This window comes from Pseudomonas sp. HY7a-MNA-CIBAN-0227, assembly GCF_040310325.1.
Taxonomy (GTDB): Bacteria; Pseudomonadota; Gammaproteobacteria; order Pseudomonadales; family Pseudomonadaceae; genus Aquipseudomonas.
The window spans coordinates 85,508-111,591 of the sequence record NZ_JBEOPT010000016.1 but is presented as its reverse complement, the minus strand read 5'-3'; the positions used below and the strand labels follow the sequence as shown (position 1 = coordinate 111,591).

At 59.2% G+C, this 26,084-nt stretch carries 22 protein-coding genes; 16 read left to right on the top strand and 6 right to left on the bottom strand.

What is annotated here, in order from left to right; genetic code table 11:
* Positions 1 to 9: 9 nt before the first annotated feature.
* Positions 10 to 2,334: a penicillin-binding protein 1B gene (gene mrcB / locus AAEZ06_RS22530; protein ID WP_149413200.1), complete on the bottom strand. Its 2,325-nt coding sequence runs from the start codon at positions 2,332 to 2,334 to the stop codon at positions 10 to 12.
* Positions 2,335 to 2,452: 118 nt separating this feature from the next.
* Here mrcB and AAEZ06_RS22525 point away from each other — a divergent pair, with 118 nt between their 5' ends.
* The 3 genes from AAEZ06_RS22525 to AAEZ06_RS22515 all read left to right on the top strand — a co-directional run bounded on the left by AAEZ06_RS22525 (position 2,453) and on the right by AAEZ06_RS22515 (position 4,921).
* The gene (locus AAEZ06_RS22525) at positions 2,453 to 4,009 is read left to right on the top strand and encodes a bifunctional aminoglycoside phosphotransferase/ATP-binding protein (protein WP_149413201.1); all 1,557 of its coding nucleotides are present in this window, start codon (positions 2,453 to 2,455) and stop codon (positions 4,007 to 4,009) included.
* A gap of 91 nt (positions 4,010 to 4,100) precedes the next feature.
* The gene (locus AAEZ06_RS22520) at positions 4,101 to 4,445 is read left to right on the top strand and encodes a pentapeptide repeat-containing protein (RefSeq protein ID WP_149413202.1); all 345 of its coding nucleotides are present in this window, start codon (positions 4,101 to 4,103) and stop codon (positions 4,443 to 4,445) included.
* A 203-nt stretch (positions 4,446 to 4,648) separates the two neighbouring features.
* Positions 4,649 to 4,921, top strand: coding sequence for a TfoX/Sxy family protein (locus tag AAEZ06_RS22515; RefSeq protein WP_149413203.1), 273 nt, complete (start codon positions 4,649 to 4,651; stop codon positions 4,919 to 4,921).
* A gap of 260 nt (positions 4,922 to 5,181) precedes the next feature.
* Here the strand turns inward: AAEZ06_RS22515 and AAEZ06_RS22510 are convergent, their stop codons facing one another.
* From AAEZ06_RS22510 to AAEZ06_RS22500, 3 genes are read right to left on the bottom strand one after another with little or no spacing between them, the layout of a single operon-like run.
* The gene (locus tag AAEZ06_RS22510) at positions 5,182 to 5,949 is read right to left on the bottom strand and encodes a heme ABC transporter ATP-binding protein (RefSeq protein WP_149413204.1); all 768 of its coding nucleotides are present in this window, start codon (positions 5,947 to 5,949) and stop codon (positions 5,182 to 5,184) included.
* Positions 5,949 to 6,986 carry a FecCD family ABC transporter permease gene (locus AAEZ06_RS22505; protein ID WP_133103531.1) on the bottom strand — a complete coding sequence of 346 codons (1,038 nt, stop codon included), beginning with the start codon at positions 6,984 to 6,986 and terminating at the stop codon, positions 5,949 to 5,951. Before AAEZ06_RS22505 ends, AAEZ06_RS22510 begins: the two co-directional genes overlap by 1 nt.
* Positions 6,983 to 7,867 (bottom strand): heme/hemin ABC transporter substrate-binding protein, encoded by an 885-nt coding sequence (locus tag AAEZ06_RS22500; protein WP_149413205.1) that lies wholly within the window; start codon positions 7,865 to 7,867, stop codon positions 6,983 to 6,985. The genes AAEZ06_RS22505 and AAEZ06_RS22500 overlap by 4 nt, the downstream gene beginning before the upstream one ends.
* A 207-nt stretch (positions 7,868 to 8,074) precedes the next feature.
* Between AAEZ06_RS22500 and AAEZ06_RS22495 the strand changes: the two genes are divergently transcribed.
* Positions 8,075 to 8,392 (top strand): Rieske (2Fe-2S) protein, encoded by a 318-nt coding sequence (locus AAEZ06_RS22495; RefSeq protein ID WP_350616310.1) that lies wholly within the window; start codon positions 8,075 to 8,077, stop codon positions 8,390 to 8,392.
* Here AAEZ06_RS22495 and sfsA read toward each other — a convergent pair.
* Together sfsA and AAEZ06_RS22485 are read right to left on the bottom strand one after the other, a co-directional pair.
* Positions 8,389 to 9,102, bottom strand: coding sequence for a DNA/RNA nuclease SfsA (gene sfsA / locus AAEZ06_RS22490; RefSeq protein ID WP_149413207.1), 714 nt, complete (start codon positions 9,100 to 9,102; stop codon positions 8,389 to 8,391). The two genes, AAEZ06_RS22495 and sfsA, sit on opposite strands and share 4 nt — an antisense overlap.
* On the bottom strand, positions 9,102 to 10,274 hold the full coding sequence (locus AAEZ06_RS22485) for a pyridoxal phosphate-dependent aminotransferase (protein ID WP_149413208.1): 1,173 nt from the start codon (positions 10,272 to 10,274) through the stop codon (positions 9,102 to 9,104). The genes sfsA and AAEZ06_RS22485 overlap by 1 nt, the downstream gene beginning before the upstream one ends.
* Before the next feature lie 320 nt (positions 10,275 to 10,594).
* Here AAEZ06_RS22485 and dksA point away from each other — a divergent pair, with 320 nt between their 5' ends.
* From dksA to AAEZ06_RS22425, 12 genes are all read left to right on the top strand, one after another.
* Positions 10,595 to 11,029, top strand: coding sequence for an RNA polymerase-binding protein DksA (gene dksA / locus AAEZ06_RS22480; protein ID WP_149413209.1), 435 nt, complete (start codon positions 10,595 to 10,597; stop codon positions 11,027 to 11,029).
* Between the two features lie 84 nt (positions 11,030 to 11,113).
* Positions 11,114 to 12,001: a tRNA glutamyl-Q(34) synthetase GluQRS gene (gluQRS, locus tag AAEZ06_RS22475; RefSeq protein WP_350616307.1), complete on the top strand. Its 888-nt coding sequence runs from the start codon at positions 11,114 to 11,116 to the stop codon at positions 11,999 to 12,001.
* A 113-nt stretch (positions 12,002 to 12,114) separates the two neighbouring features.
* On the top strand, positions 12,115 to 12,291 hold the full coding sequence (locus AAEZ06_RS22470) for a hypothetical protein (protein ID WP_003176118.1): 177 nt from the start codon (positions 12,115 to 12,117) through the stop codon (positions 12,289 to 12,291).
* Positions 12,275 to 15,229: a sensor histidine kinase gene (locus tag AAEZ06_RS22465; RefSeq protein WP_178114489.1), complete on the top strand. Its 2,955-nt coding sequence runs from the start codon at positions 12,275 to 12,277 to the stop codon at positions 15,227 to 15,229. Before AAEZ06_RS22470 ends, AAEZ06_RS22465 begins: the two co-directional genes overlap by 17 nt.
* Positions 15,230 to 15,251: 22 nt before the next feature.
* Complete coding sequence (locus tag AAEZ06_RS22460) at positions 15,252 to 16,685, top strand: sigma-54-dependent transcriptional regulator (protein ID WP_149413212.1); 1,434 nt, start codon at positions 15,252 to 15,254, stop codon at positions 16,683 to 16,685.
* Between the two features lie 724 nt (positions 16,686 to 17,409).
* Positions 17,410 to 18,816 (top strand): polynucleotide adenylyltransferase PcnB, encoded by a 1,407-nt coding sequence (locus AAEZ06_RS22455; protein WP_149413213.1) that lies wholly within the window; start codon positions 17,410 to 17,412, stop codon positions 18,814 to 18,816.
* Positions 18,817 to 18,821: 5 nt separating this feature from the next.
* Positions 18,822 to 19,319 carry a 2-amino-4-hydroxy-6-hydroxymethyldihydropteridine diphosphokinase gene (folK, locus tag AAEZ06_RS22450; RefSeq protein WP_149413214.1) on the top strand — a complete coding sequence of 166 codons (498 nt, stop codon included), beginning with the start codon at positions 18,822 to 18,824 and terminating at the stop codon, positions 19,317 to 19,319.
* A 215-nt stretch (positions 19,320 to 19,534) separates the two neighbouring features.
* A complete protein-coding gene (panB, locus tag AAEZ06_RS22445; protein ID WP_350616304.1) occupies positions 19,535 to 20,335 on the top strand; it encodes a 3-methyl-2-oxobutanoate hydroxymethyltransferase in 801 nt (266 codons plus the stop codon).
* A complete protein-coding gene (panC, locus tag AAEZ06_RS22440) occupies positions 20,332 to 21,183 on the top strand; it encodes a pantoate--beta-alanine ligase (RefSeq protein ID WP_149413216.1) in 852 nt (283 codons plus the stop codon). The genes panB and panC overlap by 4 nt, the downstream gene beginning before the upstream one ends.
* 261 nt (positions 21,184 to 21,444) lie before the next feature.
* Entirely contained in the window at positions 21,445 to 23,109 is a 1,665-nt protein-coding gene (gene pgi, locus AAEZ06_RS22435) for a glucose-6-phosphate isomerase (RefSeq protein WP_149413217.1), read from the top strand.
* Positions 23,110 to 23,215: 106 nt separating this feature from the next.
* The gene (gene acs / locus AAEZ06_RS22430; RefSeq protein WP_350616302.1) at positions 23,216 to 25,153 is read left to right on the top strand and encodes an acetate--CoA ligase; all 1,938 of its coding nucleotides are present in this window, start codon (positions 23,216 to 23,218) and stop codon (positions 25,151 to 25,153) included.
* A 16-nt stretch (positions 25,154 to 25,169) separates the two neighbouring features.
* Positions 25,170 to 26,039: an oxygenase MpaB family protein gene (locus tag AAEZ06_RS22425; protein WP_149413219.1), complete on the top strand. Its 870-nt coding sequence runs from the start codon at positions 25,170 to 25,172 to the stop codon at positions 26,037 to 26,039.
* Positions 26,040 to 26,084: the final 45 nt, after the last annotated feature.

Below are 26,084 nucleotides of genomic sequence, written 5' to 3'. Positions count from 1 at the left end.
CCTCTTTGCTTAATTCATCCAGCCCTTGACCCAATCCATGACCGAATCAGCGTCCGCGGGAACACCGCCACCGCACGCTGCGCCGGCTGGCGGTTCGCTGCCGCGAATATACGGCATCTGTACCGCACCCGGACAGTTGGCATCGGAGCCTTGACCGGTATGGGGATCGATCCAGGCCTGGACGATATTGTCGGGCTGCGGCATGTTCAGTGGTAACGGGTCAGCCTTGCGCATGAAACTGGTCCAGACCTGCAATGCACCGGTGGCACCAGTGAACGGGGTCTTGCCATTGTCATCGCGGCCCAGCCAGACCACGGCGAGCAAGTCCTGGCTGAAACCGGCGAACCAGCTGTCCCGGGAATCGTTACTGGTACCTGTCTTGCCGGCCAGGGTCAGGTTGGCAGGCAGCGAGCTGTACACCGAACGCCCTGTACCTTCACGCATTACCCGCTGCATCGCGTTCTGGACCAGATAGATGGAAGCCGGATCAAAGCGCTGCTGAATCTGGAATGGATAGCGTTTGAGCGGTTCACCTTCAGCGGTCAAGACGCTACGAATCCCGCGCATTGGCGTATTGAAACCACCGTTGGCGAGGGTCTGGTACATGGTTGCCACTTCCATCGGACTCAGGCCACCGGCACCGAGCAACATGGAAGGGAATGCCGGGAACTCCCGGCTGACACCCAGACGTGCAAGCGTCTTGAGGACGTTCGGCACACCAAGCTCAAGGCCAAGACGCGCAGTCGACAAGTTGTAGGAGTGCGCCAGGCCCTGATACAGGAACACCGTACCGTGGGAACGCCGATCATAATTCTGCGGCTTCCAGACTTGACCATCGGCGCCCTTGACCGAAAAAGCCTCGTCGGACAGCCAACTGGTCAGCGTGTACTTGCTCGGTTTTTCCAACGCGGTCAGGTATACCGCCGGCTTGATTAAAGAGCCAATCGGTCGCACAGCATCCAGCGCGCGGTTGAACCCCGCGAAACTGGCCTGGCGACTGCCGATCATGGCCTGGACCTCACCGGTTTCCGGATTGGTCACCACCATGGCCGCTTCCACCTCATCGGAGCCTTTACGCCCAGCCAGGCGCTTGAAGGTGTCGGTGACGGACGCTTCGGCCTTCATCTGCAAGATGGGGTCGAAACTGGTAAAGATCCGCAGGCCCTCTTCGGTCAAGTCTTCGTCGCGATAGTCTTCACGCAACTGGCGCTTGACCAGATCGATGAAGCCTGGGAACGAGCTGTCCGCCAGCTTGCCGCGAGTGGTCACACCCAGTGGCATTTTCTTTGCGGCAGCGACCTGCTCGGCTGTGGCGACGCCTTGCTGCTCAAGCACGTCGAGTACCAGATTGCGCCGTTCCATTGCCCGCTCAGGATTGCGGCGCGGGTTGTAATAGGATGGTCCCTTGACCATGCCCACCAGCAAAGCAACTTGATGCAACTTCAGCTCGGACAACGGTTGACCAAAGAAGAACTGGCTGGCCAGACCGAAGCCATGCACGGCACGCTGCCCATCCTGTCCGACAAACACTTCATTGAGGTACGCCTCCAGAATCTCGCGCTTGTCGTAATGCAACTCAAGCAGCATCGCCATCATGGCTTCAGTGAGCTTACGGCTCAGGCTGCGCTCGCTGGTCAGGTAGAAGTTCTTGACCAATTGTTGCGTCAGGGTGCTGCCGCCCTGGGTCATCTTGCCGCCCGAGGTATTGACCCATATGGCACGGGCAATCGACTTGGGCGAAACACCCCAGTGACTGTAAAAGTCCCGGTCTTCCACGGCGACCAGGGTTTCCAGCAGATAAGGAGGCACCTGGTCAATCTTGATGAGGATGCGATCTTCAAGGTTTTTCGGGTAAATCCCACCAATCAGCAACGGCTCCAGGCGCACCACCGGCAGCTTTGCGCCACTGAGGGCCGAAAGCTGCGCGACGTAGTCGCCCGAGAAACGCACACGAACCGGCTGCGCCTTTTCAAGGCCTTCATAGAATTGGAAGCCACGGGTGTTCAAGTCCACGGTATTGCCGCTGACCGCCGCCGCACCAGGACCATTGGCCACGCTTTCGCGCCGATAGCCCAGGGCATCGAGTTCGGTGAGGAAATCGTCCTTGCTAAGCTTCTGGCCGGTGAACAATTCCAGCGGGCGCGCGTAGACCTTCGCGGGAATGGTCCAGCGCTTGCCAGAGAACTTCTCCTGAACCACTGCATCAAGGTAGACCGCGAAGCCTGCAATCACTACAAGACCGACCAGGCCGAGCTTGATGGCCCAGCCCAGCCAGGGGCGCAGGCCGCTGGAAGGAGGTTTTTTACGGGAACGGGGAGATCGGGTACGAGTCATGGCGGCGGATTATACGCACTTTATTGATGATCAACATGAGCCGGGCAGCGGTTTGCACGACCGGCTTGAGCAGCCATAATGCCCCCCATTAATTTTTCCAGACTCTGAAGGATCGCCCGTGAGCCAGTCCCTGATTGCTGCCCTGCAAAACCCGGCCCTGTTTCCACATCCGGTAGACGAGTTTCAAGTCATCGAAACCCATATTTCCTGGGTCCTGCTCACCGGCCCCTACGCCTATAAAATGAAAAAACCGGTGAATTTCGGCTTTCTCGACTTCACCCAGTTGGACGCTCGCGGCCACTTCTGCAACGAAGAACTGCGCCTCAACCAGCGCCTGACGAAAGATTTGTATCTTGAAGTTTTGCCAATCACCGGCAGCATTGAGGCACCACAACTCAACGGTGAAGGCCCGGTCATCGAATATGTTCTGAAGATGCGCCAGTTCCCGCAAAGCCAGTTGCTCAGCACCCTGCAAGCCAACGGCGAATTGACCACCGCGCACATCGACGAGATGGCCGAGCAAATCGCGCACTTCCATCTGAATGCACCCAAGGTTCCACAGGCTCATTCGGCCGGCACACCGCAAGACGTAATGGCGCCTGTGCGGCAGAACTTCGAACAAATCCGCCCGTTCCTGAGCGACAAGGCCGACCTGCTGCAACTCGAAGCCCTTCAAGCCTGGGCCGAAAGCAGCTTCGAGCGCCTCAAGCCGCTGTTCGAACAACGCAAGCTCGATGGCTTCATTCGTGAATGCCACGGTGATATTCACCTGGGCAACGTGACCATGATTGACGGTCATGTGGTGATCTTCGATTGCATCGAATTCAATGAGCCGTTTCGCTTCACAGACGTTTATGCCGACACTGGCTTCCTGGCCATGGATCTCGAAGACCGTGGTCTAAAATCCCTGGCCCGGCGATTTATCAGCCAATACCTGGAATTGACCGGCGACTATCAAGGCCTGGAACTGCTGAACTTCTATAAAGCCTACCGCGCCCTGGTCCGAGCCAAGATTGCCCTGTTCAGCATGCCGGCCGAAGCCGACCCGGTGCAGCGTGCGACCACACTGCGCCAGTACCGCAACTACGCGAACCTGGCAGAAAGCTACAGCACCATCCCATCGCGTTTCCTGGCGATTACCCACGGCGTATCGGCCACCGGCAAAAGCCATGTAGCGATGCGCCTGGTGGAAGCGCTGGGTGCCGTTCGCCTGCGCTCGGACGTAGAGCGCAAGCGCCTGTTTGGCGAGCAAAAGGTCGAAAACACACCACAAGCCGGAATTTACGCAGCAGACGCCAGCGCCGCCACCTACGCGCAACTCAACACCATCGCCGACACAGTGCTGCGCGCCGGTTTTCCGGTGGTGCTGGATGCCACCTACCTCAAGCGTGATCAGCGTGATGCTGCCGCCAAAGTCGCCGAGGCCACCGGTGCGCCGTTCCTGATCCTCGACTGCAACGCACCGCAAGCCGTTATCGCCAATTGGCTGGCAAAGCGCCAGGCAGACAAGAACGACCCGTCCGATGCCACGTTGACCATCATCGAAGAGCAGCAGGCCTCCCGTGACCCGCTCAGCGCCGAGGAAGTGCTGCTGAGCAAGCGGGTCGAGACCAATGAAAGCGGGACACTGGACGCGCTGGTGGCGCATATTCGTCAGCGTCTGCCGGGACTGTAAGAAAAATTTCTTGGTCGTGCAGCCTCATCGGCTAACGACCGAGCAACAGTGGCACTATAATGGCGTCATAAATCCAACAGGAGACGCCGTTGTGAGCCAGCCGAAGCTTCTTGATTCCCCGCTTTACGCACTGCTGCATAAAGATGATATCCATGGCTTCAACCAGGAACGCCCGAAGGACGGCACCGTCGACATGCGCGGCGGCGACTTTCGTGGGCTGGACCTACGCCACCTGAACGCCGAGGGTGTCGATTTTACCGACGCCTATTTCCGCTCCGCCGATTTGCGCGGCCTGGACTTGCGCGGTTGCTCACTGGAGGGCGCGAGCCTCGCCCATGCGCAGATCTCGGGCACTTACTTCCCACCGGAACTGACTGCTGACGAGATACTCATGTCAGTCAATTTCGGCACTCGCCTGCGCTACCGCATCAAGTAATGCAGTTACATCGCCGCTCAGTTACGCGCAACGCGGGCCGGGCTCTCTTCGTCTGCCTGCCGTCAAATTTCCAGCGTCAGCCTTAGAAGCTTTTGCGTCGTTTCCGAGCAAAGAACTACGTTTTTCCTACTGAGCGCTACACTCCTTTCAGGCTGCCTGGTCACGATACCCACCGCACCATTCGGCCATCGCAAGGAGGCTTGATGAATGATGAGCTGCAACACCTGAAAAACCTTGGCAAAACGTCGGCGCAGTGGCTGCATGCGGTGGGCATCCACAGTGCTTCGGACCTGCGTCGCCTGGGGGCGGTAGACGCTTACCGGGCGGTACGAACCCGAGGCTTCCGGGCGTCCAAAGTGCTGCTGTATGCCATCGAAGGGGCGCTGATGGATGTGCACTGGAACGATATTCCGGCAGAGCGCAAAGAAGCCTTGAATCGTCAACTGGAAGCTCTTTTGACACGGCACAAAAACTGAGACGACCAACTGACCTAATGTTTCCGGGGATTCCAAACAAGTATTTGAGAAAAATGGAAAGGACAGCAAAAACAAATATTGACTCTCAAATGAGAATCGTTATGATTATCGCAACTGGTCGCGAGATCAGCCGATAACTGAAAGACCATTGGTTCGGACTCTCAGATTATCTCCTCATCAGGCTAATCACGGTTATTTGACCCGGCTCTTGCCGGGTCTTTTTTTGCCTCGAAAAAATCATCCTGAACCGCACTGCCGCTTCAGCGGGCAATGATCAACGGATGCCCGCGCTCGGGATGCGGCTGCACCAATACATCAAGACCAAACACCGCTTTCAGAGGCTCTGGACGCAAGACCTGCGCCGGAGAATCGAGGGCATGCGGACGCCCCTCTTCCAGCAGCAATATGCGGTCACAGTAGCGGGCAGCCAGGTTCAGATCGTGCAGGATCACCAGCACCGCCGCGCCGCGGTCAGCGAAAGTGCGAATCGCTTGCAAGGTAGTGTGCTGGTGCAACGGATCGAGCATCGACGTCGGCTCATCCAGTAACAAGGTCTGCCCTGCCTCGCCAGGCCACAGTTGCGCGAGCACCCGCGCCAGGTGAACACGCTGACGCTCACCGCCGGACAGGGCCAGATAACTGCGACCACTCAAGTGGCCGATATCAGCAGCATGCAAGGCGGCGCTAATAATTTCATCGTCACGCACCCGACCGGTTTGATGAGGTAGACGGCCCATGCCGACGACTTCCTCGACACGAAAAGCAAAGTCCAAAGTAGACGTCTGGGGCAATACCGCCAGACGCTGAGCCCGCTGCGCCCCGCTCCACTCCTTCAATTCGAGCTGATCCAGCCATACCTGACCCTTATCGGGCTGCAACTCGCCACACAGCGCCCCAAGCAAGGTGCTTTTGCCCGCGCCATTGGGACCTAGCACGCCGAGTACTTCCCCCGGCCTCAGATCCAGGGTCACGTCGGCCAGCACGGTTTTCCTGCCGCGACGGATCTGCAGGTTGTCCACTCGCAGCATCAGGCGCGTCCTCGCAACAACAGATAAAGAAAAAACGGGGCGCCGATAAAGGCGGTAACAATACCGATGGGTAACTCCGCCGGCGCCAGGGCCAGGCGAGCCACCAGATCAGCGAACAACAGCAGGCTCGCGCCCGCCAGCACCGACGCAGGCAGCAACACGCGATGATCCGGACCCGCCAGCAGGCGCACCAGATGCGGCACCACCAGGCCGACAAAGCCGATCATCCCCGCCGCCGCCACCGCAGCACCTACCCCAAGCGCCGTGCAAAACACCAATTCACGCTTAAGGCCCTCGACATCAACTCCCAGGTGATTGGCTTCCGATTCGCCCAGCAACAGAGCATTCAGCGCCTTGGCCCGGCGGGGCAGCCACAGCGCCACACCCGCACTGACCAACAACAACGGCCACAACCGCGAATAGCTGGCACCGTTAAGGCTACCCAGGTTCCAGAAAGTGAGGGTGCGCAGCGTGGCGTCATCTGCCAGGTAGGTAAACAGGCCGACTGCCGAGCCGGCCAGCGCCGTCAGCGCGATACCGGCCAGCAACATCGTTGCAACGTTGGTCTGGCCATTGCGCCGTCCCAGGCGATAGACCAGTGCAGTCACCCCCAGGCCGCCGAGAAACGCGCACAGCGACAGCAAGTACGGCCCCAGGGCATCGGGCAAACCACCAAAGATCGAACCGCCGACAATTGCAACCGCGGCCCCCAGCGCCGCGCCACTGGAAACCCCCACCAAGCCAGGATCAGCCAACGGGTTGCGAAACAGCCCCTGCATGGCAACGCCCGACAGCGCCAGCACGCCGCCAACCGCCAGCCCCAGCAAGGTGCGCGGCAAGCGGATCTGGCCAAGAATCAACTCCGCCTGCTCCAGGCCCTGCGCCTCAATCGGCACGCCAAGCAAGCGCAATGCCGCCCGCAACGTATCGAGCAACGGCAAGCTGACAGGCCCCAGGGCTAATGACAGCCAGATCGCCAGGACACACAGCAGGCTCAAGCCAATGAACAGCGTCCGCGGTTTAACCAGAGTGGTCATGGGGCGGTTTTAACCTGAGACGGGTAGAAACCGGCGGACAGTTGCACCAAACTTTTTGGCAGACGTGGGCCCAGCCCCCCCACCAGTAAAGTAGGGTCCAGCTCAAAGACCCGACCAGCCTTGGCTGCCGGCGTGGCCGCGAGAATCGGGTTTTCCTTGAACAGCGCCGCGCGCGCTGCGTCACCACTCAGGGCACGATCCGAGAACACCAGCACCTCGGGACTCATGCCCGCCAAGGACTCGACGGAAAACGGTTTGTAGCCACTGTGGGTGGCCAGGTTACGACCACCCGCTTGTTGCAGCACCCAGTCGGCGGCCGTGTCTTTACCTGCAATCAACGGTTTGCCACCAGCATGCCCCAACACCAGCAGGACGCCTGGCGCTTTTTGCGTGGCCTGAGCGTGAGCCACCCAGCCTTTTTGCTGCTCAAGCTGCTTTTTATAGACGCCAAACAACTCTGACGCCTTGGCATCGCTACCCAGCAGCTTGCCCAAATGCTGCAAATTGCCCTCAAGCGTCGGCAGGTCGGGCTGAGCCGAAAACATCTCCACCTGCACGCCAGCACTGCGAATCTGCGCCAGCACCGGTGGCGGGCCCATTTCTTCAGTACCGACCAGGATTTGCGGACGCAGACTAAGAATGCCCTCGGCCGATAACTGACGCTGGTAACCGATGCTCGGCAGCGCCTTGAGGGATTCAGGATGCTGGCTGGTGGTATCGACCCCCACCAACTTCGATTCGCCGCCCAGAGCCGTCACCCACTCCGATAACGCACCGCCGGCACTGACCCAGCGTTGCGGCAGTTCAGAGGCTTGGGCTTGAGCCCCATGGTTGACCAGCAGTCCGACAACAATCGCAATAGCGCTGGCACTCAGACGCATAAAAGGGTTTCCTTCAAAGGGGTGGACCGACTGAACCACTCAGTCATGTGACAGATCAAGGCTGCCTGGCATCGTACTGAGCACGCAGCTAGCTAACGGGCGAAGCTGGCATTTGATAATTGTTTGCATTTAAACGTCAAGCGCCGGACACACGGGCAAAACCCGGATCGTCCTGCAGCCCTTTACCCGCACCACCTGAGAGTAAATATGAAGTTTCTTTGCCCTTCACACATCCTTACTGAAGCCAGCAGCCGCGGCTTCGATATCGATGGCCACAAGCTATTCGCCGTGCGCAGGGAAGGCATCGCCTACTTCTATGTCAATCGCTGCCCCCATCGCGGTGTGCCGCTAGAATGGCAGCCTGACCATTTTCTCGATCAAAGCGCCAGCCTGATTCAATGCGCGACCCACAGTGCGCTGTTTCTGATCGAGACCGGCGAATGCATCGCCGGCCCCTGCGCGGGTCAAAGCCTAACCGCCCTGCACGGCCGCGAAGACGAACAAGGGTTGTGGGTGCAACTCTAGTCGCTGAGCAGCACGTCCAATCGGCGGTCAATGCAGACTTCCTGCGAGCTAACCCGCACCCCGTACGCCAGGATTTCAACCCCAGCGGCCTTGGCCTCGCGCAACCCGGCAGCGTAACCCGCGTCAATTTCTTCGGCGGGCCGCACCCCGTCGATACCGGACAGGTTGACGCAATACAACTGCACCGCCCGTACGCCGTCACGGGCCAAATGCGCCAGCTCGCGCAGGTGCTTGGCCCCTCGCTGGGTCACCGCATCAGGAAACGCCGCGACTGACGTTCCGTCAAAGCCCAAAGTGACACTTTTGACTTCGACATACGCCGCACCCGTGGGGTAATCCAGGCGAAAGTCGATGCGACTGTTTTCCTGACCGTAGGCCACTTCGCGCTTCAAGCCGGTAAAGCCATTGAGCTCGGTAATGACCCCTGCCCGCAACGCCTCCTCCACCAGTTGATTGGCGCGAGCCGTGTTGACACAGGCCAGGCGCCCCTGTGGTGTTTTGCTGATTTCCCAAGTGCCTGGCAGCTTGCGCTTAGGGTCGTTGGACCGGCTGAACCAGACCTGACCGCCTTCAACCATGCAATTGAACATCGAGCCTGTGTTTGGGCAGTGAATGGTCAACAACTCGCCGGTAACGGTTTCGATATCGGCGAGAAAACGTTTGTATCGGCGAATCAGCCGACCCTCTTCGAGGGGAGGATTAAAGCGCATCAGCCTTGCCAGCTCCGTAAGCCACGGGCAATCCGTTCTACAGCTTCCTGTAGCCGATCGAGGTTTTGCGTGTAGGCAAACCGTACATGGTGACCGGCCTGGTAACGGCCAAAATCCAGGCCTGGAGTAAAGGCCACATATTCGGTTTCCAGGAAATGCCGGCAAAACGCGAAGGCATCGCCGCCAAATGCGCTGATATCGGCGTACAAGTAAAAGGCACCTTCGGGCTCGACAGCGATACCAAAACCCAGCTCCCGCAACGCCGGCAGAAGAAAGTCACGGCGACGGCCAAACTCAATACGGCGCTCTTCAAGAATACTCAGTGTTTCCTCGGTGAAGCAGGCCAAGGCCGCGTACTGGGACATGCTCGGCGCGCTGATGTAGAGGTTCTGCGCCAGCTTTTCCAGTTCACCGACCGCCGCGGGCGGCGCCACCAGCCAGCCCAGGCGCCAGCCGGTCATTCCGAAATACTTTGAAAAACTATTTAGAACAAAGGCTTCATCATCGACTTCCAGCACGCTGGCGGCATCAGTGCCATAGGTCAGCCCGTGATAAATCTCATCCACCACCAAGTGCCCGTTGCGCGCCTTGATCGCGTTCGACAGCCCGGCCAGTTCGTCGCGCGTCAGGATCGTCCCGGTGGGGTTAGCTGGCGAGGCAACCAGTGCGCCGACGCTGTCCTGATCCCAGTGGCGAGCCACCAGATCAGCGGTCAGTTGATAGCGCACCTCCGGCCCGACCGGGACCAGTTGCGCCGCGCCTTCCACCAGACGCAAAAAGTGCCGGTTGCACGGGTAGCCTGGGTCCGCCAGCAGCCAGTGTTTACCGGGGTCCACCAGCAGGCTGCTGGCCAATAACAGGGCTCCCGAGCCACCCGGGGTGATCAGAATTCGCTCGGGATCGACATTCAGGCCGTAACGCTGCTGATAAAAACCGCTGATGGCTTCGCGCAGCTCAGGCAAACCGCGAGCTGCGGTGTAGCGCGTCTTGCCATTGGCCAGGGCGGCCTGCCCTGCCTTGATGATGGGCTGCGCCGTGGTGAAGTCCGGCTCACCGATTTCCAGATGAATCACATCGTGACCGCCAGCCTGCAACTCATTGGCCCGCGCCAGTAACGCCATGACGTGGAAAGGTTCGATAGCGCGACTGCGGGCACTGTAGGGCTGAGCCATTAGCCTTCCTTAACTGTGAATGCAAACCCCGATTCTACCCAACCGGCGACGCAAAACCTGCTCTATTACCCTGATGTCCGCGCCAGACGGTACGGCAACCGCCTGCAAAACGACTAAAATCCATATTCAAGACGGTACAAGCCCGCCCTGCTGCGGCTTTCGGTGCTTTGTGGCCAGCATGGGACGTCGCCTCGACAACAGGGAGTGGCGCACCTCGAAGCTATCTGGTAAGTTCGCCCGCTTGCAGCCGCAGGGCCGGCAGGTGTCGGCGACGTTGCAATCCTGCGCAATGGATTAGAAGAGTGAGAGGCGGCCCATTCATGCCCACCCAAGAAAAGCAACAGAGCATCAGCGGCTTCGAACCCTACGTACCATCGAAGGGCGAGGAGTACATGGGCGAGCCCATGCGTAAGCACTTCACCAAGATTCTGCAAAAGTGGAAACAGGACTTGATGCAGGAGGTCGACCGCACGGTTGACCATATGAAAGACGAAGCGGCCAACTTCCCCGACCCGGCAGATCGTGCCAGCCAGGAAGAAGAGTTCAGCCTTGAACTGCGCGCCCGTGATCGCGAGCGCAAGCTGATCAAGAAAATTGACAAGACCTTGCAATTGATCGAAGACGAAGACTACGGCTGGTGCGAATCCTGCGGCGTAGAGATTGGTATCAAGCGTCTGGAAGCGCGTCCTACTGCCGACATGTGCGTGGACTGCAAGACCTTGGCAGAAATCAAGGAAAAACAGGTCGGCAAGTAAACACTGTCGGACTGAACGAATGGGGCGTGCAAACGCCCCATTTTTGTATCTGCCGTTTACGGCTTTTCCAGTAACATCCACCCCATGACAGCCTCCTCCTATATCGGGCGCTTCGCCCCCACCCCCAGCGGTCACCTGCACTTCGGTTCGCTGGTCGCAGCCCTTGCTTCCTACCTAGACGCCCGCGCAAACAAGGGCCTATGGCTGATGCGCATGGAAGACCTCGACCCGCCTAGGGAAGAGCCCGGCGCCCAAGCAGCCATCCTCACTGCCCTGGAACGCTATGGCTTCGAGTGGGACGGCGAGTTGGTCCAACAAAGCGCACGGCATGATGCCTACGCCGAAGTCGTCAATCGCCTGTTCAACCACGGCCTGGCGTACGCTTGCACCTGCTCGCGCAAACAACTGGAACCTTACAACGGCATTTATCCGGGGCTGTGTCGCAATGCCGGCCATGGCCAGCAAGACGCCGCTATCCGCCTGCGGGTACCGGAGCTGGAATACCACTTTACCGACCGCGTACAAGGCAAATTCCGACAGCACTTGGGCCGGGATGTAGGTGATTTCATCATCCGCCGCCGAGACGGCCTTTATGCTTACCAATTGGCCGTGGTCCTCGACGATGCCTGGCAGGGTGTCACCGATATCGTGCGGGGCGCCGACTTGCTCGACTCCACACCACGCCAGTTGTATCTGCAGGAGCTGCTCGGCTTGCCGCAACCGCGTTACCTGCATGTGCCGCTGATCACCCAGCCCGACGGCAACAAACTGGGCAAATCCTACCGCTCACCGCCCTTGACTAGCGACCAGGCCACGCCTTTGCTGCTCAGAGCGTTGCGCGCCCTTGGCCAACAACCGGGTAATGAACTGGATCACGCCAGCCCACGGGAACTGCTGGATTGGGGCATCCGTCACTGGGACGCCAACCAAATCCCGCGCACACTCACCTTGGCGCAAGCGCAATTACGTTAAGGGCGCTTGCAGCTTGGCGCCCATCCGTTACCATCGCCGCAGTTTTATTTGTATAGGCGCTCGCACCTACAAAAAAGCCGCTACTTCAACGAGTTTTTCAATCAGAGGCCAGTATGTATATCTATCGATTGGTCCTCCTGCTGGTCGTCGGGATCTATCTGTTTTCCCCCGCCATCATGGATTGGTGGATCGACGCCACGGGTGCCTGGTACCGGCCCTATCTGCTTTGGCTGATCCTGATCGTTGTGACTTTCATCCTGCAGAGCCAAAAAGATGCCGATGAGCTTTAGCCTGACCCAGATGCTGCTGATCAGCGCCGCCTACCTGGCCGCGCTGTTCGGGGTAGCCTGGATCAGTGAGCGCGGAATGATTCCGCGGGCGATCATTCGCCATCCGTTGACCTACACCTTGTCGCTGGGCGTGTATGCCAGTGCCTGGGCGTTTTATGGCACGGTGGGCCTGGCCTATCAGTATGGATATGGCTTTCTTTCCAGCTACCTCGGAGTGTCGGGCGCGTTTTTGCTGGCGCCGGTGCTGCTGTACCCGATTCTAAAAATTACCCGCACCTATCAGCTGTCGTCCCTGGCCGACCTGTTTGCCTTCCGCTTTCGCAGCACCTGGGCCGGGGCGCTGACCACGATTTTCATGCTGATCGGCGTATTGCCGTTGCTGGCGCTACAAATCCAGGCGGTGGCCGATTCGATTGGCATCCTCACCCGAGAACCCGTGCAACACCGGGTCGCCCTGAGTTTCTGCGCGCTGATCACCCTGTTCACAATTTTTTTCGGTTCACGGCATATTGCCACCCGCGAAAAACACGAAGGCCTGGTGTTTGCGATTGCCTTTGAGTCAGTGATCAAGCTGATCGCCATTGGCGGCGTCGGGCTCTATGCGCTGTACGGCGTATTCGACGGCCCACAACAGTTGGAAATGTGGCTACTGCAAAATCAGACCGCCCTCGCCGCCTTGCACACTCCGCTGCAAGAAGGCCCGTGGCGCACCTTGCTGCTGGTGTTCTTTGCCTCGGCCATCGTCATGCCCCACATGTACCACATGACGTTTACCGAAAACCTCAACCCGCGCTCATTGGTAAGTGCGAGTTGGGGCTTGCCGCTGTTCCTTTTGCTGATGAGCCTGGCGGTGCCGCTGATCCTGTGGGCCGGCCTGAAGCTGGGCGCCACCACCAACCCGGAATACTTCACTCTGGGCATTGGTATCGCGGCCAACAGCAAGTCCTTGGCGCTGCTGGCCTACGTCGGCGGCTTATCCGCCGCCAGCGGGCTGATCATCGTCACCACCCTGGCGCTATCGGGCATGGCGCTCAATCACCTGGTGCTGCCGCTGTACCAGCCACCCGCTGAAGGCAACATCTACCGCTGGCTGAAGTGGACCCGCCGGGCACTGATCGTCGCGATCATCATGGCCGGTTATGGTTTCTATCTGCTGCTGGGCGCCGAGCAGGACCTAGCCAACCTGGGCATCGTCGCCTTCGTTGCCACTTTGCAGTTTTTGCCAGGCGTGCTGTCGGTGCTGTACTGGCCGACCGCCAATCGTCGCGGTTTTATCGCCGGGCTCCTGGCGGGGATGCTGGTGTGGCTGGTGACCATGCTGCTGCCGCTGGTGGGCAATCTGCAAGGCTTCTACATTCCGTTGCTGAACATGATCTACGTGCTGGACGACACCAGTTGGCACATGGCAGCCATTGCCTCGCTGGCGGCCAACGTACTGATGTTCACTCTGATATCGCTATTCACCAACGCCAGCCCCGAAGAAACCAGCGCTGCCGAAGCCTGTGCGGTAGATAACGTGCGTCGCCCGCAACGCCGGGAACTGCATGCCGCCTCGCCCCAGGAATTCGCCACGCAACTGGCCAAGCCCCTGGGCGCCAAGGCCGCGCAAAAGGAAGTCGAACAGGCCCTGCGCGATCTCTACTTGCCCTTCGACGAGCGCCGGCCGTATGCGCTACGCCGCCTGCGTGACCGCATCGAAGCCAACCTCTCCGGCTTGATGGGCCCCAGCGTGTCCCAGGACATGGTCGAGACGTTCCTGCCCTACAAGGCAGGCGGCGAAAACTACGTCACCGAAGACATCCACTTCATCGAGAGCCGGCTGGAGGACTACCACTCGCGCCTCACCGGCCTTGCCGCCGAACTCGATGCCTTGCGTCGTTACCACCGCCAAACCTTGCAGGAACTGCCCATGGGCGTCTGCTCCCTGGCCAAGGATCAAGAAATCCTGATGTGGAACAAGGCCATGGAAGAACTCACCGGTATCGCTGCCCAGCGTGTGGTGGGCTCGCGCCTGAACACCATTGGCGATCCGTGGAAAGAATTACTTCAAGGCTTCATTAACCTGCCGGATGAGCACTTGCACAAACAGCACCTGGCCCTCGACGGCCAGACCCGCTGGCTCAACCTGCACAAAGCGGCAATCGACGAGCCCCTGGCGCCTGGCAACAGCGGTTTGGTGCTGCTGGTGGAAGACCTCACCGAAACCCAGATGCTGGAAGACAAACTGGTGCACTCCGAACGCCTGGCCAGCATCGGGCGCCTGGCGGCCGGCGTAGCCCATGAAATCGGCAATCCGATCACCGGTATCGCCTGCCTTGCGCAAAACCTGCGGGAAGAGCGCGAAGAAGACAGCGAAATCACCGAAATCAGCGGGCAAATCCTCGAGCAAACCAAACGTGTCTCGCGCATCGTGCAATCGCTGATGAGCTTTGCCCACGCGGGCGGTCATCAGAATCGCGATGAAGCCGTGTGCCTGGCCGAAGTCGCCCAAGATGCCATTGGGCTGCTGGCCTTGAACCGGCGCAATTTCGAAGTACAGTTCTTTAACCTGTGCGACCCGGAACATTGGGTCGATGGTGACCCGCAACGCTTGGCCCAGGTGCTAATCAACCTGCTGTCCAACGCCCGCGACGCATCGCCGGCCGGCAGCGCGGTACGGGTCAAGAGCGAGGTTTTCGAGCACACCGTCGACCTGATCGTCGAGGACGAAGGCAGCGGCATTCCACAGAACATCATGGACCGATTGTTCGAACCCTTCTTCACTACCAAGGATCCGGGTGAAGGTACCGGTCTGGGCCTTGCACTGGTCTATTCCATCGTTGAAGAGCATTATGGACAAATCACCATCGACAGCCCGGCTGACACCGAAAGCCAACGCGGCACCCGTATTCGGGTGACCTTGCCGCGTCATGTCGAAGCGACGTCCGCTGTGAACTGAGACCGTCGAGAGAACTGAATCAATGCCGCACATTTTGATCGTCGAAGACGAAACCATTATCCGCTCTGCCTTGCGTCGCTTGCTTGAACGTAATCAGTACCAGGTCAGCGAAGCCGGCTCGGTGCAGGAAGCCCAAGAGCGTTTCAGCATTCCCACGTTCGACCTGATCGTCAGTGACCTGCGCCTGCCTGGCGCGCCTGGCACCGAACTGATCAAGCTCGGCCAAGGTACCCCGGTACTGATCATGACCAGCTACGCCAGCCTGCGCTCAGCGGTGGACTCGATGAAGATGGGCGCGGTGGACTACATCGCCAAGCCTTTCGATCACGACGAAATGCTCCAGGCCGTGGCCCGTATTCTGCGTGACCGACAGTCAGTCAGCAGCACTCCAGCCGAGCGCCCAGCGGGCAAGGCCGTCAACGGCGCCGACAAGCCGGGGGTCGACAACAGTAATGGCGAGATCGGCATTATCGGTTCCTGCCCGCCAATGCAGGACCTGTACAGCAAGATCCGCAAAGTAGCGCCCACCGACTCCAATGTCCTGATCCAGGGCGAGTCCGGCACCGGTAAAGAGCTAGTGGCCCGCGCCCTGCACAACCTGTCCAAGCGCGCCAAGGCACCGATGATCTCTGTGAACTGTGCAGCGATTCCTGAATCCCTGATCGAGTCCGAACTGTTCGGCCACGAAAAAGGCGCCTTTACCGGTGCCAGTGCCGGTCGTGCCGGCCTGGTCGAAGCTGCGGATGGCGGCACGTTGTTCCTCGACGAGATCGGTGAACTGCCTCTGGAAGCCCAGGCACGTCTGCTGCGGGTGCTGCAGGAAGGCGAGATTCGTCGGGTCGGTTCGGTGCAGTCGCAGAAGGTCGATGTACGCCTGATCGCGGCCACTCACCGGGACCTGAAAGGCCTGGCGAAAATCGGACAGTTCCGTGAAGACCTTTACTATCGCCTGCATGTGATCGCGCTCAAGTTGCCAGCCCTGCGCGAGCGTGGTGCCGACGTCAATGAGATTGCAGATGCATTTCTGATACGCCAGAGCGCACGGGTTAACCGCACCGACCTGAAGTTCGCCGCCGATGCCGAGCAAGCGATCAGGCATTACTCCTGGCCCGGTAACGTGCGAGAACTGGAAAACGCGGTGGAACGTGCAGTGATCCTGTCGGAGAGCCCGGAAATTTCCGCCGAACTGCTGGGTATCGATATCGAGTTGAGCGATCTGCACGATGACGACTTCATCGGCCTGGCCCCGCAACAGGGCGGCAGTAACACTAGCCATGAGCCAACGGAAGATTTGTCACTGGAAGATTACTTCCAGCACTTTGTCCTTGAGCATCAGGACCATATGACCGAGACCGAGTTGGCCCGCAAGCTGGGTGTAAGCCGCAAATGCCTGTGGGAACGGCGCCAGCGCCTGGGTATTCCACGGCGCAAGACCGGGGTTGCCAGCGAAAGCTGATGCAGCGTCACACCAGGTAACACCCTAAAATGTGAAAAAACTGTTACCTCAGATATTTCACGTAACAAAAGCCGGGGCTTACGGTAACGAAGTCCCGGCTTTTTTTTGCCTGCCAAAAATCCGAAAGCGCCTTTAACCCCTATTTTGCTGGCCCGCGCAAAAGTTGGCACGCACCCTGCTATATGTTTAGTACAAGAACAATAACAAGCAATGCAAAAGACAATAAAAATAAGACGAATCGACTCACGCACAATAAAAACAACACGGCGGAGGCGCAGCTAACTGATTCTTTTGGAGAGGCGTTGCATTTGGGGCTTGCCCCGCAACCAGGCCGAGAACAACAAAAACTGCCCTAAGGCAGAGCCTGAACTGGTTGGATCATTGATCATCGCAACACAGCGACCAAAGCAATCCGTTTGCTCTTGACTCCCGATTGGGAGTGTCATGAAGGTAAAGCTTTATGGCGAGGGCGATCAATAAAAACAAGAAGCCCGAAATCAATAATAAAAATAGAGTACGCAACTACTTTCTCGGGGAGCTTCGGCTCCCCTTGTAGTTTCTACAATTTGGCTTGCGCGATTGACCGGTATCACCACTCTTTTAAGCTTCTGGCTCAAGGCTTGCAGCTTGTTCCTACACCATCCCCTGACTAAATGCTAGAATCCCCGCCCATCATGCGGTCATTCTTCGTTATGGCCGAACATTCCTTCAAACAGTGCATCCCATGCTGAAGAAGTTGTTCCAGTCATTCCGTTCTCCCTTGCGTCGTACGCAACATAAACGCAGCACGCCTGAAGTGCTCAACAGCAGCCAACATTCGCTGCAACGCGCCCAGTTCAGCCGTTATGCGGTGAACATCGTCGAACGCTTGCAGAACGCAGGCTACCAGGCTTACCTGGTGGGCGGTTGCGTGCGCGACATGTTGCTCAACATCACGCCCAAGGATTTCGACGTCGCCACCAGTGCCACGCCGGAGCAAGTGCGTGCCGAGTTTCGCAATGCGCGAATCATCGGTCGGCGCTTCAAGTTGGTGCATATCCACTTTGGTCGTGAAATCATTGAAGTGGCGACCTTCCGCGCCAATCACCCGCAAAATGATGAAGAGGAAGACAGCAACCAGTCTTCCCGCAACGAAAGCGGGCGCATCCTGCGAGACAATGTCTACGGCACCCTGGAAGAGGACGCGCAACGCCGCGACTTCACCATCAATGCCCTTTACTACGATCCGGTCAGCGAGCGCATCCTCGATTACGCCAATGGCGTACACGATATCCGCAACAACCTGCTGCGCCTGATCGGCGATCCGACGCAACGCTACCAGGAAGACCCGGTGCGGATGCTGCGGGCAGTGCGCTTTGCTGCCAAGCTGAACTTTGGCATCGAGAAGCACACGGCCACGCCGATTCGAGAACTGGCGCCAATGCTGCGGGAAATCCCTTCGGCACGCCTGTTCGAAGAGGTACTCAAGCTGTTCCTCTCCGGCTACGCCGCCGACACCTTCGAAATGCTCGTGGACCTGCAGTTGTTCGACCCGCTGTTCCCAGCCAGCGCCGAAGCACTGGAGCACAACCCGACCTACACCCACACGCTGATCAGCGAAGCATTGATCAACACCGACCTGCGTATCAAACAGAACAAACCGGTAACCCCGGCCTTCCTGTTTGCCGCCCTCCTGTGGCCAGCGCTGCCAGCGCGGGTGGTGCGCTTGCAGAACCGCGGCATGCCGCCGATTCCGGCCATACAGGAAGCGGCTCACGAACTGATCGCCGAACAGTGCCAACGCATCGCAATCCCCAAGCGCTTCACCATGCCGATCCGCGAGATCTGGGACATGCAAGAGCGCCTGCCACGGCGCAGCGGCAAACGCGCCGACCTGCTGCTCGACAATCCGCGCTTCCGTGCTGGTTACGACTTCCTGCTGCTGCGTGAAAGCGCTGGCGAGCAGACCGACGGCTTGGGGGAATGGTGGACCAACTATCAGGATGCCAACGACAGCGAACGTCGCGAGATGATTCGTGAGCTCAGCAGCAAGGGCGACGGCACCGGCGATGCACCGAAAAAGCGCCGTCGCAGCAGCGGTAGCAAGCGTAAACGCAGTGCTGCCGACACCCCGAGCGCGTCTGGCGAGTAAGTCCGATGAAGCGCGTCTACATCGCAATGGGCAGCAACCTGTCAGCCCCCGAAGAGCAATTGCACAATGCCGTCCAGGCATTGGCGCAATTGCCAAACACCACGCTGGCGGGCGTCTCCGCCTTTTATCAAAGTGATTCGTTACTCCCAGGCCAACCGCGTTATACCAACGCGGTCGCGGCCCTGGACAGCACCCTCGCGCCCATCGAACTGCTCGATGCGTTGCAAGCAATTGAAAACGACCAAGGCCGTGAGCGTCTTGAGCGCTGGGGCCCGCGGACCCTGGACCTGGACATATTGCTGTTCGGCGATTGGCTGATTGATGAGCCGCGCCTCAAGGTGCCGCACTATCAGATGCATTTGCGAGCGTTCGTGCTTTACCCGTTGGCCGAACTGGCGCCAGCCAGCCTGCAATTGGCCGATGGCCGCACCCTCAGCGACCTGCTCGCCGCCTGCCCGTTCGTTGGTCTGGAGCGCCTCACTCCTGCTGAATCGCATCAGTAACAGCGGTAACACCCCGATCGTAACAATGCGGTAACACATCCAATTGACTTCCAGAGTCCTCCTCACGACTATAGGCGTCCCGCTGCCGCCAACCCGGCGCTAAAGGGCGCAATCCAGGCCTTATAAGCACTGTTTTTTAAGAAAGTGCGCCTGTATAAACGAAGACTCACGCGCGTTACTCGCTGTTTCCAAGCGCCTGAACGAGGACCCTTTTCATGCCAGACATTACCCTGACCACCTTGCAGAGCCTCAAACTCAAGGGTGAAAAAATCACCATGCTGACCTGCTATGACGCCACCTTCGCCCAGGCTTGCTGCCAGGCCGGAGTCGAGGTGTTACTGGTGGGTGACTCCCTGGGCATGGTCCTACAAGGGAATGACAGCACGCTGCCCGTCACCACCGCCGAGATCGCGTACCACGTCGCCAGCGTCAAACGCGGCAACGACGGGGCCATGATCATCGCCGACCTGCCGTTCATGGCCTACGCCACGCTTGAGCAAACCTTCAGCAACAGTGCCCAACTGATGCAGGCCGGTGCGCACATGGTCAAAGTGGAAGGTGCCGCCTGGCTCGCCGAGTCGATCCGCCTGCTGGCAGAGCGTGGCGTGCCGGTGTGCGCACATATGGGCCTGACGCCGCAGTCGGTCAACATCCTTGGCGGTTACAAGGTCCAGGGCCGCAATGAAGCCCAGGCGCGCCAGATGCGGGCCGATGCCATCGCTTTGGAACAGGCTGGCGCCGCCATGATCGTGCTGGAATGCGTACCCAGTGAATTGGCCGCAGAAATCACCCAGGCGGTAAAAATCCCGGTAATCGGCATTGGTGCAGGCGCCGCCACCGACGGCCAAGTTCTGGTCCTGCATGACATGCTCGGGCTGGCCCTCACCGGTCGCGCGCCGAAGTTTGTGAAAAACTTCATGGCCGGCCAAGACAGCATCCAGGCCGCCTTGAGCGCCTACGTCACCGAAGTCAAAGCCGTCACCTTCCCAGGCACCGAACACGGGTTTTCTGCATGAACACCGTCAAGACCGTGCGCGAACTGCGTGCCGCCGTCGCCCACGCCCGCAACGCGGGCAAACGTATCGGCTTCGTGCCTACCATGGGTAACCTGCACAGCGGCCATGCAACGCTGGTCAGCAAGGCATCCCAGCAAGCGGACTTCGTGGTGGCGAGCATTTTCGTCAACCCACTGCAATTTGGCGCAGGCGAAGACCTGGACAAATACCCGCGCACCCTGGCGGCGGATCAGGAAAAACTCCTGCAGGCCGGTTGCAACCTGCTGTTTGCACCCACCGTTGAGGAAATGTATCCCGGCGGCACGACCGGCCAGACGCGCGTCAGTGTTGCGCACCTGTCCGAAGGCCTGTGTGGCGCCAGCCGTCCAGGGCACTTCGAAGGCGTGGCAACAGTGGTCAGCAAGCTGTTCAACATGGTCCAGCCTGACCTGGCGATATTTGGCCAGAAGGACTATCAGCAACTGGCGGTCATTCGCGCCATGGTGCATGACCTGAACATGCCGATCCAGATCATCGGCGAACCCACCGTCCGCGCGGACGACGGGCTCGCGCTGTCCTCGCGTAACGGTTATCTCACCGAAGAACAACGGGCAATCGCCCCGGTGCTCTACCGCAGCCTCGGCCAGATCGCCACGGCCATTAAAAGCGGTGAGCGTGACTTCGCCAAGTTGCGCGCCGAGCAGATGCAGCAGATTGAAGCCGCCGGCTTGCGCATGGACTACCTGGAGGTTCGCCAGGGCCAGCACCTGCGCCCGGCAACCGCCGAAGATCGGGATGTGGTGATTCTGGTGGCAGCCTATCTGGGTGCTACCCGGCTCATCGACAACCTGCATCTGAACCTGAACTGACCGACCCGCCGCTTTGCACCCAAAAGCAGCCCGCCTGTTGCACTGCCTGATGCGCCGGTATAAAAAAGTACCGGTCACAGCGCAGACAAAGCCAAGACAGAATGAGTCGCTAGGTTTACTGTAATCGCCCTGCGTTATTGGTTGGCGTTGACGCAGTAGACCGTAACCCATCGTTTTATACTTCCACGGCATAAAACTGGACGTTCCGGGCTTTCAAATGTCCTAAAGGCAGTCCCAGCAATAAAAAGGAAACCCGCAGCGATGGCGTACTACCGCACTCCCCATGACGTTACCGCTCTGCCCGCCTGGCAAGCGCTCAATCAACACCGCCAAGCCATGCAGGATTTCAGCATGCGCGAAGCCTTTAATGCCGATCCACAGCGCTTTACCCAATTTACCTTGAGTAACTGCGGACTTTTCCTCGATTACTCAAAAAACCTGATTACCAGCCAAACCCGCGACCTGCTGGTGGAGCTGGCCAAGGAAGTCGACCTTCAGGGCGCGATCAAGGCGCTGTTCAACGGCGAGCCGGTCAATTCCTCCGAAGATCGCCCAGCGCTGCACACTGCACTACGCCGCCCGGTTGGCGACAAGTTGTCGGTCAACGGCGTGAACATCATGCCCGACGTGCATAAAGTGCTGAACCAGATCACTGACTTGGTGGGCCGAATCCACGACGGCCTGTGGCGCGGTTACACCGAGAAGCCAATCACCGACGTGGTCAACATCGGCATCGGTGGCTCGTTCCTCGGCCCGGAGCTGGTATCCGAAGCGCTGTTGTCCTACGCCCATAAAGGTGTGCGCTGCCATTACCTGGCGAATATCGACGGCAGTGAGTTCCACGAGCTGACCATGAAGCTGCGCGCCGAGACCACGCTGTTTATCGTCTCGTCGAAGTCCTTCAACACTCTGGAAACCCTGAAAAACGCCCAGGCCGCTCGCGCCTGGTACCTGGCCCAGGGTGGTTCGGAAGCTGAGTTGTATCGCCACTTCATCGCCGTATCGAGCAACAACGCGGCGGCCGTGGCCTTCGGTATCCGCGAAGAAAACATCTTCCCGATGTGGGACTGGGTCGGCGGCCGTTACTCGCTGTGGTCGGCCATTGGTTTGCCTATCGCCCTGGCCATCGGCATGTCCAACTTCAAGGAACTGCTGTCCGGTGCCTACACCATGGACCAGCACTTCCAGACCGCACCATTCGAGCAGAACATGCCGGTGCTGCTGGGTCTGCTCGGCGTGTGGTATGGCAACTTCTGGGGCGCGCAAAGCCACGCGATCCTGCCGTACGACCACTACCTGCGTAACATCACCAAGCACTTGCAACAGCTGGACATGGAATCCAACGGCAAGAGCGTGCGCCAAGATGGCACGCCGGTTTCCACCGATACCGGCCCGGTCATCTGGGGTGGCGTAGGTTGCAACGGCCAGCACGCCTACCACCAGTTGCTGCACCAAGGCACCCAATTGATCCCGGCCGACTTTATCGTGCCGATTGTCAGCTTCAACCCGGTCTCCGATCACCACCAGTGGCTATACGCTAACTGCCTGTCCCAGAGCCAGGCACTGATGCTCGGCAAGACTCGCAGCGAAGCCGAAGCAGAGCTGCGTGACAAGGGCATGGCCGAAGACGAGGTGCAGAAACTGGCACCGCACAAGGTTATTCCCGGCAACCGTCCAAGTAACACCTTGGTGGTGGAACGCATCAGCCCTCGTCGCCTGGGCGCGCTGGTGGCCATGTATGAGCACAAAGTGTTCGTGCAGAGCGTCATCTGGGGTATCAACGCCTTCGACCAATGGGGCGTGGAGCTGGGCAAGGAACTGGGTAAGGGCGTCTACAACCGCCTGACCGGCAGCGAAGAAGAACCGGCCGATGATGCCTCGACCCAAGGGTTGATCAACTACTTCCGCGGTCGCCACCGCGGTTGATGTGAGCCTCAAGAGGCCAACGTCCGTTTGGATGTTGGCCTTGAACCCTCCCTCCACAGGGTGCATCTTTATCTCTTGTCGCAAATAACAAGAATAAGGATCCCTCATGTTCGATATCAGCACGTTCCCCAACGCCGATGCCGTCCGCCGAGCTGCGCAACTCAGTCAAGAGGACTATCAGCGCCTCTACCGCCAATCCATCGAGCAACCCGACACCTTCTGGGCTGAACAGGCCAAGCGCTTTCTCGACTGGATCACACCCTGGCAAAGCGTCCAGCAATCGGACATCAACACCGGCGCCGCCCGCTGGTTTGCCGGTGGTCAACTGAACGTCAGTTACAACTGCATCGACCGTCACCTTGCGCAACGCTCCAATCAGCCGGCCTTCATCTGGGAGGGCGATGATCCTACAAAATCCTCCAAAATCACCTACCGCCAACTTCATCAAAACGTTTGCCGCCTGGCCAACGTCCTGAAAAACCGCGGCGTGAAGAAAGGCGATCGTGTGTGTATCTACATGCCGATGATCCCCGAAGCGGCCTACGCCATGCTGGCCTGTACGCGCATCGGTGCCGTGCACTCGGTGGTGTTTGGTGGTTTTTCCCCGGACGCCCTGCGCGACCGTATTCTCGACGCAGACTGCCGCACCGTGATCACTGCCGATGAAGGCGTACGGAGCGGTAAACCCGTGCCGCTGAAACAGAATGTCGACAAGGCTCTGGCCAGTTGCCCCAACGTCAGCACGGTGCTGGTGATTGAGCGTACCGGCGCGGCAGTCAATTGGGTGGAGGGCCGCGACCTCAAGTATCAACAGGCATTGGACGCCGTGAGCGCCGACTGCCCACCCGAACCCATGGACGCCGAGGACCCGCTGTTTATCCTCTACACCTCCGGCAGCACCGGCAAACCCAAGGGCGTATTGCACACCACCGGCGGCTACTTGTTGCAAGCGGCGATGACCTTCAAATACGTGCTCGATTACCGCGACGGCGAGGTGTTCTGGTGTACCGCCGATGTCGGCTGGGTCACTGGCCACAGCTACATCGTCTATGGGCCGCTGGCCAATGGCGCGACCTCGTTAATGTTCGAGGGCGTGCCAAGTTATCCGGACAGCTCGCGCTTCTGGCAAGTGATCGACAAACACCAGGTCAATATCTTCTACACCGCTCCCACCGCATTGCGCGCCCTGATGCGCGAAGGCCACGGCCCACTGGAAAATACCTCCCGCGCCAGCCTTCGGTTGTTGGGCAGTGTCGGCGAGCCGATCAACCCGGAAGCCTGGGACTGGTACTTTAATGCGGTCGGCGAACAACGTTGCCCGATTGTCGATACCTGGTGGCAGACTGAAACCGGCGGCATCATGCTCAGCCCACTGGTCAGCGCCCAACGCATCAAGCCGGGGTGTGCGACCCAGCCGATGTTCGGCGTGCTACCGGTGCTACTCGACGAGCAAGGCAAGGAAATCAGCGGTGCTGGCAGCGGCATTCTCGCAATCAAGTCCAGTTGGCCAGGGCAGATCCGCAGCATCTATGGCGATCCGCAACGGATGATCGACACCTACTTCAAGCCCTATCCCGGTTACTACTTCACCGGCGACGGTGCGCGACGGGACGAGGACGGTGACTATTGGATCACCGGGCGCATTGATGACGTGATCAACGTATCGGGCCACCGCATCGGTACTGCTGAGGTCGAAAGCGCCCTGGTGCTGCATGACAAGGTGGCCGAGGCAGCGGTGGTAGGTTATCCCCATGACCTCAAGGGCCAGGGCATTTATGCGTTTGTCACGCCGATGAATGGCGTCGAGCCCAGCGACGAACTGAAAAAGTATTTGCTGGAACTGGTCAGTAAAGAGATCGGCAGCTTTGCCAAGCCCGAGTTGATCCAATGGGCGCCGGCCTTGCCGAAAACCCGCTCCGGCAAGATCATGCGGCGCATTCTGCGCAAGATCGCCTGCAACGAACTGGACAGCCTCGGGGATACCTCGACCCTGGCCGATCCCAGCGTGGTCGAGGGTCTGATCGACAAACGCCTGAACCGATAGGAAAACCCGAGTCGCCATGGAATTTCTGCGTAGCCGCATCGAAACCCAACTGATGAGTCTGACGGGGCTGTCCCTGGGCAATCTGGACCTAGAAAACCCCAAGGGCGATCCAGGCCTGTTCGGTCCGGGCTCGGTGAGCTGGCAGGTCCATGGTGACTTCAGCAGTATGTTGATCGGCGGCATCAGCGCCTTGATGCTGCAGGCGTTGCACCCCCTGGCGCTGGCCGGGGTTTGGGACCATTCGAATTTTCGCGAAGACATGCTCGGGCGTTTGCGGCGCACCTCGCAGTTCATTTCCGGCACCACGTTCGGTTCCCGTCGCGACGCCGAGTGGCTGATCGAAAAGGTGCGCACCATCCACCTGCAAGTGGTCGGGCATGCGCCTGATGGCCGACCCTATGCCGCCAGCGACCCGGAGTTACTGACCTGGGTGCATGTGGCTGAAGTCAGCAACTTCCTCGCCGCCCATCTGCGTTATCGCAACCCGGATTTATCGCCAAGGGATCAGGACCGGTACTACACCGAAATCGCCCTGGTCGCCGAGCAACTGGGGGCTCGTCATGTGCCGCGCTCACGTCAGGAAGTGGCCGACTACCTCGAACGAATTCGACCACAACTGCTGTGTGACGATCGCAGTCGAGAAGTGATGCGACTGCTGCTCAAGGCGCCCGCCCCCAGCACCCTGGCCAAGCCCTTTGGCTCGCTGATGATGCGGGCCGGTATTGATCTGCTGCCGAACTGGGCCAGCGACATGCTTGGGCAACAACAAAGCCCATTGCAACGCCAACTGATCCGCGCAGGTGTCAGGCGTAGTGCGCCGTTGTTGCGCTGGGCAATGCGTAACGGCTCAGTACAAAGAGCCCACAGGCGTATGGGCCTGCATTAAAAACATCGCGGGCTTGCCCGCGATAACTGCGTCAGCGGCACCACA